At 59.1% G+C, this 15,540-nt stretch carries 27 protein-coding genes and 1 tRNA gene; 8 read left to right on the top strand and 20 right to left on the bottom strand.

Annotated features, from left to right (window positions below; genetic code table 11):
- Window positions 1-223: 223 nt before the first annotated feature.
- Window positions 224-985, top strand: a complete 762-nt coding sequence (locus FY152_17910; GenBank protein ID UXS34033.1) for a sulfite exporter TauE/SafE family protein — start codon at window positions 224-226, stop codon at window positions 983-985.
- A 217-nt stretch (window positions 986-1,202) separates the two neighbouring features.
- Here FY152_17910 and FY152_17905 read toward each other — a convergent pair whose 3' ends face one another.
- From FY152_17905 to FY152_17810, 20 genes are all read right to left on the bottom strand, one after another.
- Window positions 1,203-2,294 (bottom strand): tyrosine-type recombinase/integrase, encoded by a 1,092-nt coding sequence (locus FY152_17905; GenBank protein UXS34032.1) that lies wholly within the window; start codon window positions 2,292-2,294, stop codon window positions 1,203-1,205.
- A gap of 10 nt (window positions 2,295-2,304) precedes the next feature.
- Window positions 2,305-2,475, bottom strand: coding sequence for a hypothetical protein (locus FY152_17900; protein ID UXS34031.1), 171 nt, complete (start codon window positions 2,473-2,475; stop codon window positions 2,305-2,307).
- The gene (locus tag FY152_17895; GenBank protein UXS34030.1) at window positions 2,475-2,843 is read right to left on the bottom strand and encodes an HNH endonuclease; all 369 of its coding nucleotides are present in this window, start codon (window positions 2,841-2,843) and stop codon (window positions 2,475-2,477) included. Before FY152_17895 ends, FY152_17900 begins: the two co-directional genes overlap by 1 nt.
- Window positions 2,840-3,025 carry a hypothetical protein gene (locus FY152_17890; protein ID UXS34029.1) on the bottom strand — a complete coding sequence of 62 codons (186 nt, stop codon included), beginning with the start codon at window positions 3,023-3,025 and terminating at the stop codon, window positions 2,840-2,842. The genes FY152_17895 and FY152_17890 overlap by 4 nt, the downstream gene beginning before the upstream one ends.
- Complete coding sequence (locus tag FY152_17885; protein ID UXS34028.1) at window positions 3,018-3,533, bottom strand: DUF1643 domain-containing protein; 516 nt, start codon at window positions 3,531-3,533, stop codon at window positions 3,018-3,020. The genes FY152_17890 and FY152_17885 overlap by 8 nt, the downstream gene beginning before the upstream one ends.
- The gene (locus tag FY152_17880) at window positions 3,530-3,772 is read right to left on the bottom strand and encodes a hypothetical protein (protein ID UXS34027.1); all 243 of its coding nucleotides are present in this window, start codon (window positions 3,770-3,772) and stop codon (window positions 3,530-3,532) included. The genes FY152_17885 and FY152_17880 overlap by 4 nt, the downstream gene beginning before the upstream one ends.
- The gene (locus FY152_17875) at window positions 3,769-4,602 is read right to left on the bottom strand and encodes a hypothetical protein (protein UXS34026.1); all 834 of its coding nucleotides are present in this window, start codon (window positions 4,600-4,602) and stop codon (window positions 3,769-3,771) included. Before FY152_17875 ends, FY152_17880 begins: the two co-directional genes overlap by 4 nt.
- Window positions 4,599-5,186 carry a hypothetical protein gene (locus tag FY152_17870; GenBank protein UXS34025.1) on the bottom strand — a complete coding sequence of 196 codons (588 nt, stop codon included), beginning with the start codon at window positions 5,184-5,186 and terminating at the stop codon, window positions 4,599-4,601. Before FY152_17870 ends, FY152_17875 begins: the two co-directional genes overlap by 4 nt.
- On the bottom strand, window positions 5,186-6,319 hold the full coding sequence (dnaN, locus tag FY152_17865) for a DNA polymerase III subunit beta (GenBank protein UXS34024.1): 1,134 nt from the start codon (window positions 6,317-6,319) through the stop codon (window positions 5,186-5,188). Before dnaN ends, FY152_17870 begins: the two co-directional genes overlap by 1 nt.
- Window positions 6,320-6,326: 7 nt before the next feature.
- A complete protein-coding gene (locus FY152_17860) occupies window positions 6,327-6,677 on the bottom strand; it encodes a hypothetical protein (protein ID UXS34023.1) in 351 nt (116 codons plus the stop codon).
- Entirely contained in the window at window positions 6,668-6,961 is a 294-nt protein-coding gene (locus tag FY152_17855) for a hypothetical protein (GenBank protein ID UXS34022.1), read from the bottom strand. The genes FY152_17860 and FY152_17855 overlap by 10 nt, the downstream gene beginning before the upstream one ends.
- Window positions 6,945-8,279, bottom strand: coding sequence for a Retron-type reverse transcriptase (locus FY152_17850; GenBank protein ID UXS34021.1), 1,335 nt, complete (start codon window positions 8,277-8,279; stop codon window positions 6,945-6,947). Before FY152_17850 ends, FY152_17855 begins: the two co-directional genes overlap by 17 nt.
- Window positions 8,276-8,653 (bottom strand): diversity-generating retroelement protein Avd, encoded by a 378-nt coding sequence (gene avd / locus FY152_17845; protein ID UXS34020.1) that lies wholly within the window; start codon window positions 8,651-8,653, stop codon window positions 8,276-8,278. Before avd ends, FY152_17850 begins: the two co-directional genes overlap by 4 nt.
- A gap of 44 nt (window positions 8,654-8,697) precedes the next feature.
- The gene (locus FY152_17840; GenBank protein ID UXS34019.1) at window positions 8,698-9,627 is read right to left on the bottom strand and encodes a hypothetical protein; all 930 of its coding nucleotides are present in this window, start codon (window positions 9,625-9,627) and stop codon (window positions 8,698-8,700) included.
- A gap of 52 nt (window positions 9,628-9,679) precedes the next feature.
- Entirely contained in the window at window positions 9,680-10,555 is an 876-nt protein-coding gene (locus tag FY152_17835) for a hypothetical protein (protein UXS34018.1), read from the bottom strand.
- Between the two features lie 33 nt (window positions 10,556-10,588).
- Window positions 10,589-10,789 carry a hypothetical protein gene (locus FY152_17830; GenBank protein ID UXS34017.1) on the bottom strand — a complete coding sequence of 67 codons (201 nt, stop codon included), beginning with the start codon at window positions 10,787-10,789 and terminating at the stop codon, window positions 10,589-10,591.
- Window positions 10,790-10,853: 64 nt separating this feature from the next.
- A complete protein-coding gene (locus tag FY152_17825) occupies window positions 10,854-11,117 on the bottom strand; it encodes a hypothetical protein (protein UXS34016.1) in 264 nt (87 codons plus the stop codon).
- Between the two features lie 58 nt (window positions 11,118-11,175).
- Window positions 11,176-11,367, bottom strand: coding sequence for a hypothetical protein (locus FY152_17820; protein UXS35101.1), 192 nt, complete (start codon window positions 11,365-11,367; stop codon window positions 11,176-11,178).
- A 240-nt stretch (window positions 11,368-11,607) separates the two neighbouring features.
- Window positions 11,608-12,045: a hypothetical protein gene (locus tag FY152_17815; GenBank protein ID UXS34015.1), complete on the bottom strand. Its 438-nt coding sequence runs from the start codon at window positions 12,043-12,045 to the stop codon at window positions 11,608-11,610.
- 1 nt (window position 12,046) lies between these two features.
- The gene (locus FY152_17810; GenBank protein ID UXS35100.1) at window positions 12,047-12,718 is read right to left on the bottom strand and encodes a helix-turn-helix domain-containing protein; all 672 of its coding nucleotides are present in this window, start codon (window positions 12,716-12,718) and stop codon (window positions 12,047-12,049) included.
- Between the two features lie 85 nt (window positions 12,719-12,803).
- Here FY152_17810 and FY152_17805 point away from each other — a divergent pair, with 85 nt between their 5' ends.
- The 7 genes from FY152_17805 (at window position 12,804) to FY152_17775 (ending at window position 15,427) form a co-directional block, all read left to right on the top strand.
- Window positions 12,804-13,058, top strand: coding sequence for a hypothetical protein (locus FY152_17805; GenBank protein ID UXS34014.1), 255 nt, complete (start codon window positions 12,804-12,806; stop codon window positions 13,056-13,058).
- Between the two features lie 17 nt (window positions 13,059-13,075).
- Window positions 13,076-13,142: transfer RNA gene (locus tag FY152_17800), tRNA-OTHER, on the top strand.
- A gap of 324 nt (window positions 13,143-13,466) precedes the next feature.
- Entirely contained in the window at window positions 13,467-13,934 is a 468-nt protein-coding gene (locus FY152_17795) for a hypothetical protein (GenBank protein UXS34013.1), read from the top strand.
- A 5-nt stretch (window positions 13,935-13,939) separates the two neighbouring features.
- Window positions 13,940-14,863 carry a ParB N-terminal domain-containing protein gene (locus FY152_17790; GenBank protein ID UXS34012.1) on the top strand — a complete coding sequence of 308 codons (924 nt, stop codon included), beginning with the start codon at window positions 13,940-13,942 and terminating at the stop codon, window positions 14,861-14,863.
- A complete protein-coding gene (locus tag FY152_17785) occupies window positions 14,860-15,027 on the top strand; it encodes a hypothetical protein (protein ID UXS34011.1) in 168 nt (55 codons plus the stop codon). The genes FY152_17790 and FY152_17785 overlap by 4 nt, the downstream gene beginning before the upstream one ends.
- On the top strand, window positions 15,024-15,251 hold the full coding sequence (locus FY152_17780; GenBank protein UXS34010.1) for a hypothetical protein: 228 nt from the start codon (window positions 15,024-15,026) through the stop codon (window positions 15,249-15,251). Before FY152_17785 ends, FY152_17780 begins: the two co-directional genes overlap by 4 nt.
- Window positions 15,251-15,427 carry a hypothetical protein gene (locus FY152_17775; GenBank protein UXS34009.1) on the top strand — a complete coding sequence of 59 codons (177 nt, stop codon included), beginning with the start codon at window positions 15,251-15,253 and terminating at the stop codon, window positions 15,425-15,427. Before FY152_17780 ends, FY152_17775 begins: the two co-directional genes overlap by 1 nt.
- Window positions 15,428-15,540: the final 113 nt, after the last annotated feature.

Here is a 15,540-nt window from a genome sequence, read left to right as displayed (position 1 = left end):
CCTCTGTGGGGCGGCTGGGTGCAGATTTTCAGTGTCGTGATCCACGCTTCGTTGATGTCGGGCTTCACATTTCTGGGCGTGAATGCTTACTATCAGGAGATCGCCATGAACCGATCATCGTCAGCGCGGTCGTCGCTGATATCTACCGTCAAAAGGTCCGACTAAAAAGGGCTGATATTTATGTGCGGCATCCGGCAGGGATGCCTGCGGCATTGCCGAGGAGATGCGCTTGACCCTTTTCAACTCTCCTCTGGAGCTGGGTGTCACCATTCTCGCGGTCGTGCTGGTCGGTCTCTCCAAGGGCGGTCTCGGTGGCATGAGCTTGCTTGGCGTTCCGCTCATGGCGCTGGTGATGTCGCCCGTAACCGCGGCAGCGATCCTGCTTCCGATCCTCGTCGTCATGGACATGGTTGGCGTTGCGGCCTGGCGCAGCTGGGTCGACTGGAGGATCATGCGCCAGCTTTTGCCAGCAGCCGTCGTTGGCATCGGGCTTGGATGGATGACCGCCGAAATCACCTCGGACGCCGTCGTCCGTCTGGTCGTTGGCGTGGTCTCGGCGGTGTTCGTGCTGCGTGTCGTCTTCGCGAAAAGTGCTCTGACCACGGTTGCAAGGGAGCGACCGATGGCTGGGCGGTTCTGGAGCCTGCTTGCGGGTTACACCAGCTTCGTGGCGCATGCCGGTGCGCCGCCGCTTCAGGTGTATCTCCTGCCGCTTCGGATGGACCCCAAGGTCTTCACGGGTACCAATGTGATGTTTTTTGCAATCACCAATGTCCTGAAACTCGTGCCTTACGCCGCCTTGGGCGGTTTCGGCGCGCAGAACCTCGGGCGAGCCGCCCTGATGGTTCCGCTGGCGATCGTGTCGACATGGCTCGGCGCCTGGACGGTGCGCCGCATGCGCGCCTCCATCTTCTATCCGCTGACCTACACTTCCGTGGCGCTGGTGGCGGTGAAGCTGATCTGGGATGGCGTGACGGGGCTTTGAAAGGCCTGTAGCCGTGGAAACAGCCAGAGGCCGGGAACGGCAATCTCAGTTGGGAAGGGCGAACCGGACCTTCATCGATTTCGCCTGCGGCGATGGAATGCTGTCGGAAACGCCGAAGCAGGCGCGCTGCCTCCGTTTGTAGTATGCCGAGGACTTGCTGCCTTGAGCAGGCTGCAACGGATAACAGGAAAATGGTGTCCACGAGAGGTGTGCCACCTTATTTCTTAGTATTTGTTTTTATTTCGCTTTCTGCGCTAATTCCCTCACCTGGAACTGGGTGAGGGGAAGTTATGTTCCCGATCTGATCCGCCACGATGCGGCTTGTCTCGATCCCAAGTCGGCGCCTATCGATACCACGGGTGTATATTTCTGCGGTCGCCAAGTTGGTCCAGCCGTACTGAGCAAGCAGGTGATGTGAGGCCGCACCACCTTCGGCGGCAAGCGTAGCGCTGAGCTTTCGTAGGCCGTGCGCGGACTTGTAGACCTTCGCCTCATTGCACTGGTCCCGAAACCAATTCCCGAATCCCTCCTTAACGAAAGGCTTTCCCCGGGATGTCTCGACCAGGTGCAGGCCCTTGCGAGGCGTGGCATTAATGACGGTGATCAGATCGTCGGAAAGTTCGACGGTGATCCGCGCGCCTGTCTTCTCTGTATCCATAGAGAGGATCTTGCCGCTGATATGCTGGCGGCCGGCCCTTACAAGATCTGATCGGCGTAAGCCCGCCAAAAGCATAAGCTCCATCGCCAGTCGAGCAGTTGTCCCGATTTCGTATTTCTGGCGGAACGCCTTAACCTCGTCGATGGTCCAAGCTGGAAATCCGCCCTTTTTGTAGTCGGGGGCTTCCACGCCAAGCGATGGATCCACGGCCACCAACCGCATTTTCTTTGCCCAGCCGAACATGCCCCGCATTACCTTGATGAAATTCCCGGCCTGCGCCGGCGTCTCGTGGCGCTTATCAACGCCCTCCTGAATGACGTCCTGAGTGACGACTTTTAGCGATGACTTTGCAGCGGTCTTGAGCACCTTCGCCATGATCAGCCGCTGCTGCTTTTGGGTGGCGGCGCTGTATCCTGCCCACTTCGCGCTCTCTGTCGTATATCTCTCCCACAACCAGCCCAGCGTGCCTTCGTGTGCGGTTTCCACCTTAACCGGAGAACCGTTCAGCGCAGCCATATAGGCCGCTTTGAAGGTCGGATCATTCGGATTGGGCAAACGAACGCGCTTCCCTTTTCCAAGACGGAAATAAAAGACCCACTTGTCATGGCGAGTCTTTTGCTTGTGGACGTGTGGGTAAAGTTTTCTCGGCATGCCCGAGATATCACAGTACGGGACGCGAGTAGTCAATTCCCTTCACCTTCTCGTTTTCGCAACTGGGTATGACGGTGATGACGGTGTCGCCGACCTTTATCTCGATCCGGCAGCCCGAATTATTGGCGACCTCGGCCGCGCGCATCATGTCTTGCTTTCGCAAAATAGCTGGCTGGGTCATTAGGAATGATCCTCCATGGACATGGTGCGGCCCGCTATTTCCTCGCATCGCATGCGACGTGCTTCTTCTCGGCGCAGGGCGTTGACTTTCCGGGTTACCATTTCGAGGTGATCGGGATTTGGATTGACGCAGAGACGGTTCCGGCACTTGTGGTCCAGCTCCATCTTGCCGGGAACATAGCCGTGTTCGTTTGTCCACATCGTAATATGGACAGCCACAGTCTGGCCGCCGAGCCACATACGGGGGTAGCCTCGCCCGCGCCCGGTGCTGCCGGAGGTCGGGCCGGTCCAGATCCAGCATCCGGTTTCAGCGTCTATCTGGATGCGGCTCATAATTTTTTCGCGGATCGACTGGCGGCGCGACATCAATTCACCTCACTCTTTGAGTGAAGCGGTCCGTCGCCGTCCTGATATTCGACGTATTCCGACAGATCGTAACCGCAGCGCTGGAAATCGAGGTTCGCTTTGTCGCGCTCTGTGTTGTCGTCGCAATCCCATTCATCCAGCGCGTCAAGGAAGTCGGCAAGTTTTTGCTCAAGCGTTTCACTCATTCGGTACCCTCCACGGAATGAGGGGTGTTGCGTACGCCACCATCAACGGGTGTCGAGGCTGACCGTCCTTCGCCAGTCCCCAGCACATCGGGTTTGCACCGGCGTCTCGCAGAACATCGACAACGGATTGCCACCTGGCGCGCAGAGCTTTAGGCAACTTGGTGGTTGGACCCCATGCCACGATGTGAATATCCGCGCCCTGTGTAGCCTTCGCGATATACGCATCATTCTCGGGGCCGACCGGATCAGCGGCGCGCGCCAATGCCTTCACGTCCTTGTTAACGAGCGCGCACAAGTTCCAGACGATGACCTTGCTGGCGCCAAGCCGATACGCGAAGCCGTCCACTTTCGTCATGGTGGAATCGTTCTTCTCCTCGTTCGCATCAGATGGATTGACCATTCCGAGCGAAATAACAGGGCCGGATCGGCCGTAGTCGTGTTCAAGAAGGTAGCGATAGAGGCCGCATTCGGAAAATACAGCGCGGCGAGTCATAAGTAGATCGCTCATAAAACACCGCCTTTCGATGCATAGAAAGCGATCCTGTGCTCAATGCCGGGGATCAGACCCTCGTTGAGCATGCCGACTGCTTTGCGAGCATCGCCGCCCATGCATGCAAGCAAGACCGTCGCAAAAGCATGTTCGGCAGTTACAAGGATCTTGGCATAGTCTGCGTTAGGGTCGCGGCCGTCTACGATTGCTTTCGCGGCATTGAGCCCGCGTAAGCTGTCCTTGATTGTCTCGCTCATTGCTTCACCTCATCGAGGCTGTCGTATTGACGATCAAGCGGATGAGGCATGAACTCCACGGGATCGACAGGGCTTTCGCCGTCGATATCGCACCAGTAGGCCTTTTTCTCGTTGTCAGACCAGAGAGCCTCATACACGCGTCCGTCAGCGTCGCGCGCCCAGATCGGATATGAATTGCCGATCTTTATGTCCCCAACGATGTGGACATAAGCGATGCTGTTATCAGCCTCGGAGATCGGACGCCAGCTCTGAAGTCGGTTCAGCTCGGCCTCTGCTTTTTCTCGCAACCGCTCATTTTCGGCACTCACCTTTTCGGCGCCGGCAAGCTTCGCCGCGAGGTAAATCAAAGAGAATGGGTCGTCTCCGGTCGTCTCCGCGCAGAGCTCCTCCTCGTCGGAGAGTCTTTTTATGCCGGTACGCAGGCGCTTAACCTCAGCTTCCGCCTCATCCAATGCGCGTGTGCGACTGCCTAGCTCCGTTTCCGCCGCTTTTGCACGTGCACGCTGCGCTCTGATTTCGGCATAAGGATCGCCCTCCATCTTGTTGATGTCGCCCTTTGGCAGCATAGCGTCAAAAGACCAGCGATCCATGTGATCGAGCATCTCTCGCAGCCAGTCACGATGGTTCGTGCTGCCGAGGTAGACGCGGTCAACCTCGTCATCGAGGTGGTCAAATATCTCCTGGATCCGCTCGCGTGCAGCGTCGAGAAGTACGATGATCGACTGATATTTGCCCTTCAGGTTGTTTCGTTCGACCTCTCCTGCGGCGAGACCTTCCTCGTATCCGGTGCGACGTGCGGCTCTCCTGCGGAGTAAATGAGATTTTGTCATTCACCTGCCCTCCGCAATGCGTAGTAGGTTTCAAGGAATGCCTCGGCGGCGGCGTGCGGATTTTCCCAAGGGAATATCTCCGCCTCGAATGGCTGGCGCCCGCCGACCATTTCCCACGTCTCGCCTTTGCTGGGCATAAGATCGCGCTGCTCTGTCGCCAACGTGCGCAGATCGAGATGTTTGATATACCAAGGGGAAACGATGTTGATCCCGAAATGCGACAGACCGGCCGCCTCGCAGCGCTTTTCGATAGTCTTATAATCCGGGCACTTGGATTTCAGGGGCGAGCTCATATCGCCGCAGGTTACCTCACCCACTTCATGCATGAGTGCTGCCATCTTGTGCCCCGGTTCGGCGTAGCCCGCCATGATGACGCAATGCTGGGCGATGGGATAGTAGACCCGCTTGCCGGTGCGCCGGCTAACGCACTGGCCAGTGAAGCGCGACTGGAAGGCGAGGCTGTAAGCCACATCCTCAATCGTCAGTTCTGCGGCCTCGGGGTTATCGAAATCGAAATAGGTGCCGGATCCGAGAAGGATGGTCGGGCCAATGATACGGTGGACGGGTGCGGTTTGCTCAGTCATCAGGAAACCCTCATAGGCATGACGATGTAATCCTCGTCGGCGTCGCCATCCGGCGTGAAATGTCCCGGCGCGCCGGGGTCCGTGCCGTGGAGACAAAACGATGTGGTGGAAATGCTGGACAGGGTTTCGTTGACGAACGTCGGATTGAAACCCCGCAGATGGCTGTCGCCGTCGAATTCGATATCGACCGGCTCCGAAGCGTTCTGACCATCCCGCGCCATAAGCTCGATCTGCATTGAGCCTTGACCTATGTCGAGGCGGACGGAAGATTTGCTGATGTCGCCGGCGATGACACTCACACGCGTGATGGCCTTGCTGACTGCGGCACGGTCGGCGCGCAGGAAGACGGTGTTACGTGGCGGAATGATGCGCTTGTAGTCCGGGAACGAGCCTTCAATCAGCTTGGAGACGAGTGAGATGTCCTCGCACTCCATCACGATCTTGCGGTCGTTGATGTAAAACGAGCATATCGCCTTGCTGTGACCGACAAGCTTGCGGATCGCCTGGACGGTCTTGATCGGGATGATGGGCGGATCGAATGCATTCAACTCGGTCGGCGAGATCCGCGAGGCCGCCATCTTGAGGCCGTCCGTCGCGACGATGGCAAGTCTGCCATTCTCCAGTCCCTCGACGAAGGTGCCGGAAAGATATGGGCGATCCTTCATGGTGGTATTCATGGCATAGGCCACCCTACCCAGCGCATCGGTCAAGACGTTTGCCTGCACCGTGAAAGCCAGCGGCGGCCGATCCGCACCAATGGAAGGGAAGTCGGACACGGGCAGGGTGTGCAGATTAAAACGTGACCGGCCGCCACTGACCGTCACCTGTCCGGGGAATTTTCCGGGGGCGACGGTGATTTCGGCAGACTCCGGCATATTCTTGACGATGCGATAGAACTCGTCCGCTGCAATCGTCAGCCCCTCGCCGGCAGATGCTTCCAGTAGCTCGCAGCGGGTTTCGATTTCAAGATCGAGATTGGTGCCGCGCAACATCAGGCGGTCACCGTCCGGCTGCAGCAGCACGTTTTCAAGGATCGGAATATTATCCTTGGCGGGAACGGCCTCGGTAACGGCTGCAAGCGCTGCCGCAAGCTCGGACCGGTGCGCGCGGAAATGGATAGGCTCTTTGCTCATGTCGCCCTCAGTTCCGTTTTCCGGTGATGAGGTCGGCAATCGCCCGTTCGTGGTACGGGGGGGCAAGATCAAAGTGACGCGATAGGATCTCCATCGCCTCATCAAGATTGCCTTCCGCCATGCGTCGGTAGGCCTCGCCGAGATGATAGAGGTCGCTGTTGTCGAGCTTGTTCAGCTTGTCGTATGCGGCAATAATGTCGTCTTCGTCGAGATCGCCGATTTCGACCTGAACCTTCGCGGTAAATGTGAGGTCGCCAAGCTCTTCTGCCTGGAGACGATGTTCAAGCAACCACTCGACGACGCGGTCGTCGATGTCGTCGCCGGAGAAATCGATAGTGACTTCCTGATTTACAAACATTTGCGGCTCTCCAGAATTTTCGCGTACATGCTGGGGCAGGGCAGCGTGATGCTGCTGCCGAAGCGGCGGATGACGACGGTGGTGAAATCGAAACGGGCCTCGTTCCACGTCTTGCCGTAGAGAGGGGCCGTGATGCCAAGCTCCTTGCAGCGCGTCGTGACGCGGCTGACGCTTGCGCCATAGTGTTCGGCAATCTGGGTGCGACCCATGCCGCGCTGGACGCAACGCACCAGCATGACGGACGATGGCAGTTTTGCGGGGCCGCGCTTATCGGTGTGCCGCATGATGGACACTCCTTTCGTGGATGTTGAGGGATTTGAGAAGATTGCGGCTATCGGCCCACTTGGCGTGCCCGACCCATGCGGCAAGGAATTTCTCCAGCCTTCGATGATCGCCGCCGGCGCGATAGGCGCGGATCTTGCGCTTTGCGCGCGTGACACTGTCACGGCGCAGCAGCTTATGGGTGGGCCAGATGCGATAACCGACAAAGTTGACGCCACGGCTGACGGGCTGGATGCTCCATTTGGAAAACCGCAGGCCAAGCCGCTCGCGCGACAGATCCTCGATAGAAGCACGCACCTTCCGCAGATGCTCGGATGATTGCCCCAGCACCACGATATCGTCCATGTAGCGATACCAGTATCGCTCGCCGAGATCCTGCTGCAGGTGCCGGTCAACCACGCCGCCGTAAATGTTGGCGAAGATCTGCGACAGCAGATTGCCGATCGGCAGGCCAACGCCCGTGCGCGGCAACATGGCTTCGATCAGGCGCAGCGTGGCGCAGCAGGAAATCTTCGCTTCGATCAGCTGCCACAGCGCGCCATGCTCGATGCTGGCGAAGTACCGGGAGAAGTCCGTCTTGAGGATGTAAAGCTGTTCGCTGTCGAGGCTGAGGCGGCGCATATCGGCCTGTACGGCCTTTGCCGCCGCATGCGTTCCCTTGCCCGGTCGGCAGGCGAAAGTACGTGGCAACAGCGTCACCTGAAAAATCGGTTCGATAACGGCGCAAAGCGCATGCTGCGCCACGCGATCCTCAAAGGGCAGCGCCGATATCATCCGCTCCTTCGGATCGAAGATCTTGAACTCGTGCGGCTGGCCGGGACGATAGGTGCCGTCACGCATGGCCTGCGCCAGATCCTCCAGATTGAGGATCGAAAACTCGTTGAATTCCAGAAAGCCTGTCGTCAGGCGCTTGCCGTTGGCGGTGCGCCTGTAGGCGCGGCGCATGTTGGCGTCCGCTGTGATCTGGCCGATAAGATTCCGGTATTTCTTTCCCATGGTAATCACTCCGGATTGCCGGTCGCGGGTTTCGACGGCATTGCCGCTACTCCCCGCTGTACCGGACCCTGTCATGTGTTCGCCGAAGCCGGACGGACGGGCCGACCACCTTGGCGGCAGAGCGCAAACCGCCGTGCCGACCGTGGAAGATGACCGGCGAGGCCGTGACCGTCGCCGAGCCGTGGATAGGTCGTCGCTCGCGCCGCGCGCCCCGATGTTCTCGTTCGAGTTCTCGGGCCAGTAGTCCAAGTTCGCATACCGGGAGCCGGCGTTCTCGCCGTTGATCCAGGAGCCGCCAAAGATGGACGGACGCAACAGCATCATGACCCCGACCGCCCGTTGCCTTTTGCCGATCTGATCCACTGACCGAGCATCGATCCCGCTTCAGCGATGTGGCGAAGCGCCACCTTGTGCTGGTGATGGGAAAGGAATTTCAGTTTCGGATCGGAGGCAAAGCGCAACCAGAAGCGCAGCGTTGCCAGATTGGCGTCTGCCGCGTAGAGCTTTGAGGCCTGTTTCGACTTCGCTGCCTGATAGAGAAAACCGACCTGGTCAAACAGCAGCCCGATCAGCCTGTCGCGCAACACACTGTGGCTGCGCGGGCAACGCTGGAATATCGGGTACAGGTAGGCCACGGCTTTCTCGAATTTCTCGACGATCGCCAGATCCTGCGGATTTACAAACTCATCTCGTGTCATGGCTGGCGATCATCCGTTTCAGGAGACCCGCGCTTTCGCGCAGGTCAGGCATGGTTCAGGTGGTCGCTCGCGCCGCGCGCCCCGATGCACCCGAGCGAGCTCTCGGGCCAGCAGCCCAAGCTCGCAGACCGGGAGCCGGCGAACTCGCCGCTGACCCAGGAGCCGCCAAAGAGGGACGGACGCGGGTCGTCGGGGTGGCCGTCTGTGCCCCACTGCCACATGGTGCCGGTGATATCGAACAGGCCCCACTTGCTGATAAAGCTGACGGCGTTGTCTTCGAGCGATCCGGTTACGGTCGGCTCGTCGCTGCGGGATGTGCGCTCCTTCACGCCATAGGCGGCGGAGAAGAACTCTTCTGCGCCGAGAAGGCGCTTGCCGTGGCCGGCATAGATTTCCGCCGCCGTTGCATAGTCGAGCTTCCTGTGTCGGCTCTGGCCGTCGAGCCTCATCGGCAGGTCGCGGCCATCGGCGATGATCGCCTTTGCGCGGCTGGTGCCCTGTTCGTGGTGGTCGGCATCCAGAAGGTAGATATCAGTCCAGAACAGCTTGCCGCCCAAGGTTTCCACAAGCGCCATGCCGCGCGGATCCGGGCAGGATGGGCGAAAGCCGATATCCCAGATGGAATAAGGGTTGATGGCGGGCTTGGTGTCGCCGCCTTCACGGGCGCGGGCATTTCCACCGGGCGCAAAATGAAAACCGGCAAACAGCGCTTCTTCGGTGGGTGACGATTCCAGAACTTTGCAAAACAGGTTGCCGTTCTCATCGACGCCGACGCCATAATCGCGACCAGGAAGAAGATCGCCCGCCGGCACAGGCGTGTCGTTGTCGAAGCGATGGGGACGATTGTCGAGTGTGACAATGGTCCCGGCCTTGATAACGATATCGCTGCGACCGATCGCGGCCAGAACCGGGCTTAAAATGTCTGTGCGCGCCAGCGCCAGCGTATTGTGTTTCAGGTTGGCGATTGCCGTCATGGTGATAATCCTGATTGAAGGGGAGAGAAAGAGACTCGCGCTTTCGCGCGCGTCAGGCAGGCGTCAGGTGGTCGCTCGCGCCGCGCGCCCCGAAGCTCCCGCCCGAGTACCCGGGCCAGCAGTCCAAGTACGCAGACCGGGAGCCGGCGTGCCCGCCGCTGATCCAGGAGCCGCCAAAGAGGGACGGCCGCGGGTCGTCGATGTCGCCGTCAGTTCCCCATACCCAGAGATTGCCGGTCGCTTGCATGAGGCCGTAGAGGCTGGTGCGCGCGGCATCGAGTCCGGTTGTGCGGGTGCGATTGTTGGCGGCAGAGCGTTCCGTCACGCCATGGGCGGCGGTGCGGAATTCTTCATAGGTCAGCAGGCGCTTGCCGTGGCCTTCGAGGATGGATTTCGCGGTGTTGTAGTCGAGAATATCCAGCGTGCTGCCGGTCGCTGGCGCCACGCCAAAGCGGCTGGTGCCGTGAACGGCGTGATCGACGCCGAGAAGATAGATATCGACCCAGACGATGTTTCCGGCGATGACGCGCACCATGCCGCGCGGATCCGGGCAGGCGGGGCGATACTCGATATCCCAGAGCGAGTGCGGATTGATGGCGGGTACGCTGTCGCCACCCTTACGCTCGACGGCATTGCCACCGGGAGCGAAATGGAAACCGGCGAAGAAATCACCGTTCAGCGGATTGTCGTTGGCGACGGTGGCGAACAGATCGCCGACAGCGTTGATGCCGACAGCATAATCGCGACCGGGCACCAGATCGTCGAGCGCGATCACGGTTTCGCGGTCATAGGAATATGTGCGGTCGCCGATCCCGACCAGCGAACCGGCCTTGATGGAAATCGAGGTCGGGCCGGTGGCGAGCAGGATCGGCGCGCCGGGGCTGGGGCTATGAATGCTGATTGTCTGCTGTTCGGCAGTGGTCGTCATGGTCTGGTCCTTTTTGGTTTGGGCTGGAAGTGGTCAGACGCGCGCGTCAGCGGCGTAGATGCGTTCGATTTCGGAGAGACGGGTGGCGGAGAGCGCGATCCCGCCAATGCAGCCGAGCAAAAGCACGGCGGTGACGCAGGCCAGAAAGAAGCGGCCATAAGGTACGGCGCTATCCTTGCGGAAGGTGCCGAGGTCATGGCGGGTCTGCGGGATCATCGGGGAAATGTGGATCAAAGCTGCCTCCATCCGTTTCGGATGCCGCCTCGTGGATGAGACGGACACCGAAGCGGATGCGGCGTTAGGCTGGCAAAGGCGTCATGCGACGGCCGATGTGCAAATCCTTCCGAGCATGGAGAAGTGTGACGTATGAAATACGGAGCGCGTCGGATGCCCGTACATGGCCGGTTTGGTAGCGCTTGCGGATTTCGGACGCTGCCCGCAGACGCGTGAATGCCGAGATGATGTGTGCAGCACCTGCGCGCCAGCCGTCATCAATGTACGACTGCCTGAATGCGGGTCCGCAATGTGCCTTGCGGCGTTGTGCTGGTGAGAATTTCGCCATGTTGATCTCCATCCGTTCGGGAAACCGCCTCGGGCGAGGCGGAAACCGGAGCGGATGATCACGCGGCGGCGCGCTTTTCGAGGACGCGCTTGTCGTATGCGCGGATGGCCGCATCTTTCCCGCAACGGCGGATTTCGGCGTCAGTGAAGTGCTCGCGCAGATCCGTCACTGTGCAGGTTTCACCCTTACGCAGCATCGCGTCGGACATGACATCCTTAAGCTCTTCGTCGTTTTTGGTTTTGATGTGCAGCATGTCGGTCTCCATCCGTTGAGGTTGGACCGGGCGGCGCGAGGTTGAGAGGGGTAGGGTCGCCGCCCGGTCTTTCTCCGAGCCGTGAGGTCAAGCGGCTTGGATGGAGAGGACAATAATGCGGTCATTTGTCCGCTGTCAACCGAAATGCGGACAAATGACCGCAAGTGCCACTTAAGGCATTGCGCCAAAAGCGGTTTTTTATTGCAGTATCGATGAGGTGATTCGTCGTTTCGAGCGCTAGTTGTTCAGTAGGCGCTCTATTGGCATCTGCTTTCCGTAGATGCGCTTGAAAAGCTTTTCGGCTTCACCCAGGGCGGTGCGGCGGTCTGAGTTTGTCAGCGACTTGCAGTCGGCATCGAAACTCCAGCGATCTGCAACATCCTTGTTGTTGTCCGCAGCCTGGATAATCATCCGCCCGGCGCACGCGGATACAAAATTCGTCTCTATCGCGCCGCCGCATCCGTCCTTAAAGCAAAATGCGATATTGCGCTGGCTCGCATAATCGCCCTTGTTCGCCTTTTTCCAGTCGTTGGCGATCTTTGACGCCTGCGTTGCGCATTCCGCCGGATCTGCGGCTGGCGCGCAATTCTTCTTCGGGAGTTTGTCAGCCTGCGCGAAGGTTGGGGTCGCCGAGAGTGCCAGAGCAACGACGGCAATCATTACGCAGGTCTTCATGTTACACTCCAAAAAGCTCGTTCATTGTTAGCACTTTGTGCATCGATATTATCGTGGATCGCGAAATTTCGACTTCCGCCCTAGGGTTATGTTTTTGGATGACAATCCAGTCCGAGGTTCGACGCAGAAAAATGCCGATTGTCGCTTCAATCGAGCCGTTTCCATTTAGTTGGCTTTGAAGGACCACCGGGTCACCTACCTTCACAGGCTTGTGCGGACTGACAAATAGCAGGTCGGCGGGCCAGAACTGAGGGATCATTGACTCGCCCTCAACATACAACGAATAGATATCTCTCGCACCCATAAGCGCAGGTGGCCTCCTCACGAAATCAACGGGATCCGGCGTAATCTGAAACGCGCCGCGCAGGTGCGAACCTGCCGCTGTACCTAGAACCGGCACATCGTTGGGCATTTCATGCCGATCCGGCATCCTGAGGTTTTTCCCGCTGTTCTCTTTGCTGTCGAAAGAAGGGCTGTCTCCCGAGAGTCGGTCAAGCGGAACATCCAATCCCGCGGCTATCTTCCGCATCGTATCCAGCTTCGGCGTCGTGCCTCGCTCGAAAAGCTTCCGAAAATAACTCCGCTCAAGGCCGCTGCGTTTGGCTGCTTCCTCTGGTGTTATGCCAAGCTCATCAATGACTTGCCTGATTGTATCTAGCACTTTGTTCTCCATGTGCGGATTATCAGCCGCAATGCGGTCAAACAAAAGCGGTCTTTTGACCTTGACAAATGCGGACAAAAGACCGCATTTAGCCCGCATGGCTATGAAAGATCAGATTGTCCGCATCGCAGACCTTTATGCAGCTTCCGCCGGGATTGGCCGAAAGCGCTTGTCAACGATTGTCTTCAATCGTGGCGCAAAGCTCGATGGTATAGCCAGTGGTGGCGATCTCGCGACGGGGACCTTTGAAAAGGCGATGCAATGGTTTTCGGATCATTGGCCCAAAGATATTACGTGGCCCGCTGATGTACAGCGGCCTGAAGTGACCAGGACGCAGGAGGCCGTAGAATGACGGCGCTCCAGTTTTATCGCAGCGTAGGGATGCGGTCATCCCGCGTGGTTTATGCCCCCGGTTCGAATCCTGCCGCTGCAACCAATCCCGGCGCTTTCCCGGCAGTGCGCGCACGGGATACCGGACGGAAGAGGCTTTACATGCCTGCGGACCCTTCCGTCCGGAACGTCTTTCCTGTTGCGCGAGGGTTACTCCTTTCCCCTCTGCGCACCCGCCGTGACGCCTCTCCTCCCGGCTCCGGCGGCCCTTTTCTTTCGTTGCGTTCATCTTTGTCTCTCCTGTTCCTGCCGCCGCTGATGTGGCGGGGCTGCGGTTGATCTGATGGGCAACGAATAGGCCGCGCCCGCGCGGGCTTCACCGAATCCTTTTCCGATTTTCTTTCCTTGACGCGTTTTCAGGGGTGTTTTCGTGCGCACTATTTCCGAAGAAGAAATCCGCAGCCTGAAAGGCGCGACAGACGCCAGCTACAAGCTGGGCGGCGGCGTGACCAATTTTCCGTTGCTGACGCGCGTGACGGTTTCCACGCTCTCCAACTACGCCAGCTTCAATATCGAAAACGAAGAAACCTTGATTCCGGTCGATGTTGCCATCGAGGCGGACCGGCGTGCGAAAACGCCCGTCATCGTCGCCGCTATGGCGCGCACGCTCGGCTTCAAGCTGGTTATCGATGACGATCACCCTCATGAGGCGCGACCCGTAACAGAGACGGACGCCATCGACCTGATGAGCGAGGTCATGGACGTCGTGCGTGAACTGCAAGCCGCCCAGGCATCCGGAACGCTTGGCACGGCCGCCGCAAAGAAGCGGATCGGCAAGGAAATCCACGAAGCAATTCGCGAGCTGAAAGAGATGCTCGTGAACATCAAGAAAGGCTGACTGGCATGGCATTGCGAAAGGTAGAATTCTCAAAAATTGACCGGCCGGCAGAAGTTTCCGCCGGCCCGGCTCCCATCCTTCAATGGATCGATATCGATCAGTTGGTCATCGACGAAGATTACCAGCGTGACCTGAAGCTGCAGAACTGGAAGGCGATCCGTCGCATCGCGGCAAATTTCCGCTGGTCCATGTTCTCGCCGGTGTTCGTCTCCCCCGTGGAGGGGGGGGCATATGCGATAATCGACGGCCAGCACCGCACGCATGCCGCCGCCATTTGCGGATTCTCGCAGGTTCCCTGTCAGATCGTCCAGATGAACAGGACCGAGCAGGCGGCGGCCTTCGCTGCCGTCAATGGCGTGGTCACCGCCGTAACGGTTTGGCAGCTCCTGAAGGCTGCGCTTGCTGCCGGCGAGCAATGGGCGGTCACAGCTCAATCGATAGCCGAAGAAGGCGGTTGCCGTTTGATGACCTCGAACGGATCGTCTCTCACGAAAGTTGCGGGCGATATCTACGGCATCAAGGGGTTTCTCTCGGTCATCGAAACGCGCCCACGCGATGCGGTTGTTGCCGCCCTCAAAGTGCTGATGAAGGCAGAGGGATACAACGACAATCGCGAAATCTGGGATTCGGCACTTCTGATCCCGTTGCTTCTCGCTCTTTCGGAGCGGCCGCCGGCGCTATCGAACCCGGGCTTCGTTCCCGCGCTGGAAAAATACGACATCTGGGATCTGGTGGATCGCGACGCATCCGAACGCCGTGCCGCACTTCGCCTTGGACGCAAACATCCGCCAAGATCCGAAACGCTGCGCGCCGGCATTCTTGGATGGATCGACACCGCGTTTCCGGCGCGAATTGCTTTACCGCCATCCGAAAAGCTGACGCGGCAGGAAGCTATGGCGCGTGTGGCGGCCATCGGAGTTAACCTGTGACGCTCTGCATCGCCGAAACCAGCCGTTCCAAACTCGTACATGAGGCCCGCACCGCGCGGGTGATGGAGCTTTGGCGCTCCGGTCGATCCACCCATGAAATCGCTGAAACGCTGCGCCTCGCTGAATGCGAGGTTTGCCGCATTGTCGAGGAGGCAGGACATTGAGTGCCGCTGTTTCTCTTTTTGAGCATCCGCTTTCGGATCGTGACCGCGGTTTTTTGCGACACGTCGCCCATGCTGACGGCTGGCGCGAGATCCACCACGGTGAAATGCCGTCCGCAGTCCAGTGCATGCGCGCCGGATACGTCCGTCTGTCCAATGACAAGCGGCAGGCGATCATCACCAGCAGCGGGCAGGCCTATCTCCGCCAGTTGAGAGGGGTGCATTGATGGAACTGTTCGATGCACTTCCCGCCCCGATCCGCACGGCAATAAATGATGCCGGTTTCGAGTTCGTGCCGCGCTTCGCTGCTCGACTTCTGGCGCGCGGCGTATCGGTGGAACGTGCCACCGAGATCATCCGCGAAACCGATCTGCGCCTGATGCGCAAAGGCGGTGCAGCATGACGGCGCAATCTCTCCAGATGCCGAAGGATGCCGGCCTGAACATCATTGCATCCGCGCTGCGCGACGGCGAATACCGCTGCCAGACCTCGCAGGAGGTGCGCACGGCCTGCTCG

It is taken from the genome of Agrobacterium tumefaciens, assembly GCA_025560025.1.
Taxonomy (GTDB): domain Bacteria; phylum Pseudomonadota; class Alphaproteobacteria; order Rhizobiales; family Rhizobiaceae; genus Agrobacterium.
This window is presented reverse-complemented; position numbering and strand designations above follow the sequence as displayed.

Bases quoted from the DNA above. Each gene is read 5' to 3' on its own strand.
- FY152_17910 (UXS34033.1), top strand. From the start codon at position 224: ATGCGCTTGACCCTTTTCAACTCTCCTCTGGAGCTGGGTGTCACCATT.
- FY152_17905 (UXS34032.1), bottom strand. From the start codon at position 2,294: ATGCCGAGAAAACTTTACCCACACGTCCACAAGCAAAAGACTCGCCAT.
- FY152_17900 (UXS34031.1), bottom strand. From the start codon at position 2,475: ATGACCCAGCCAGCTATTTTGCGAAAGCAAGACATGATGCGCGCGGCC.
- FY152_17890 (UXS34029.1), bottom strand. From the start codon at position 3,025: ATGAGTGAAACGCTTGAGCAAAAACTTGCCGACTTCCTTGACGCGCTG.
- FY152_17885 (UXS34028.1), bottom strand. From the start codon at position 3,533: ATGAGCGATCTACTTATGACTCGCCGCGCTGTATTTTCCGAATGCGGC.
- FY152_17880 (UXS34027.1), bottom strand. From the start codon at position 3,772: ATGAGCGAGACAATCAAGGACAGCTTACGCGGGCTCAATGCCGCGAAA.
- FY152_17875 (UXS34026.1), bottom strand. From the start codon at position 4,602: ATGACAAAATCTCATTTACTCCGCAGGAGAGCCGCACGTCGCACCGGA.
- FY152_17870 (UXS34025.1), bottom strand. From the start codon at position 5,186: ATGACTGAGCAAACCGCACCCGTCCACCGTATCATTGGCCCGACCATC.
- dnaN (UXS34024.1), bottom strand. From the start codon at position 6,319: ATGAGCAAAGAGCCTATCCATTTCCGCGCGCACCGGTCCGAGCTTGCG.
- FY152_17860 (UXS34023.1), bottom strand. From the start codon at position 6,677: ATGTTTGTAAATCAGGAAGTCACTATCGATTTCTCCGGCGACGACATC.
- FY152_17855 (UXS34022.1), bottom strand. From the start codon at position 6,961: ATGCGGCACACCGATAAGCGCGGCCCCGCAAAACTGCCATCGTCCGTC.
- FY152_17850 (UXS34021.1), bottom strand. From the start codon at position 8,279: ATGATGCTGTTGCGTCCGTCCATCTTTGGCGGCTCCTGGATCAACGGC.
- avd (UXS34020.1), bottom strand. From the start codon at position 8,653: ATGACACGAGATGAGTTTGTAAATCCGCAGGATCTGGCGATCGTCGAG.
- FY152_17840 (UXS34019.1), bottom strand. From the start codon at position 9,627: ATGACGGCAATCGCCAACCTGAAACACAATACGCTGGCGCTGGCGCGC.
- FY152_17835 (UXS34018.1), bottom strand. From the start codon at position 10,555: ATGACGACCACTGCCGAACAGCAGACAATCAGCATTCATAGCCCCAGC.
- FY152_17825 (UXS34016.1), bottom strand. From the start codon at position 11,117: ATGGCGAAATTCTCACCAGCACAACGCCGCAAGGCACATTGCGGACCC.
- FY152_17815 (UXS34015.1), bottom strand. From the start codon at position 12,045: ATGAAGACCTGCGTAATGATTGCCGTCGTTGCTCTGGCACTCTCGGCG.
- FY152_17810 (UXS35100.1), bottom strand. From the start codon at position 12,718: ATGGAGAACAAAGTGCTAGATACAATCAGGCAAGTCATTGATGAGCTT.
- FY152_17805 (UXS34014.1), top strand. From the start codon at position 12,804: ATGGCTATGAAAGATCAGATTGTCCGCATCGCAGACCTTTATGCAGCT.
- FY152_17790 (UXS34012.1), top strand. From the start codon at position 13,940: ATGGCATTGCGAAAGGTAGAATTCTCAAAAATTGACCGGCCGGCAGAA.
- FY152_17775 (UXS34009.1), top strand. From the start codon at position 15,251: ATGGAACTGTTCGATGCACTTCCCGCCCCGATCCGCACGGCAATAAAT.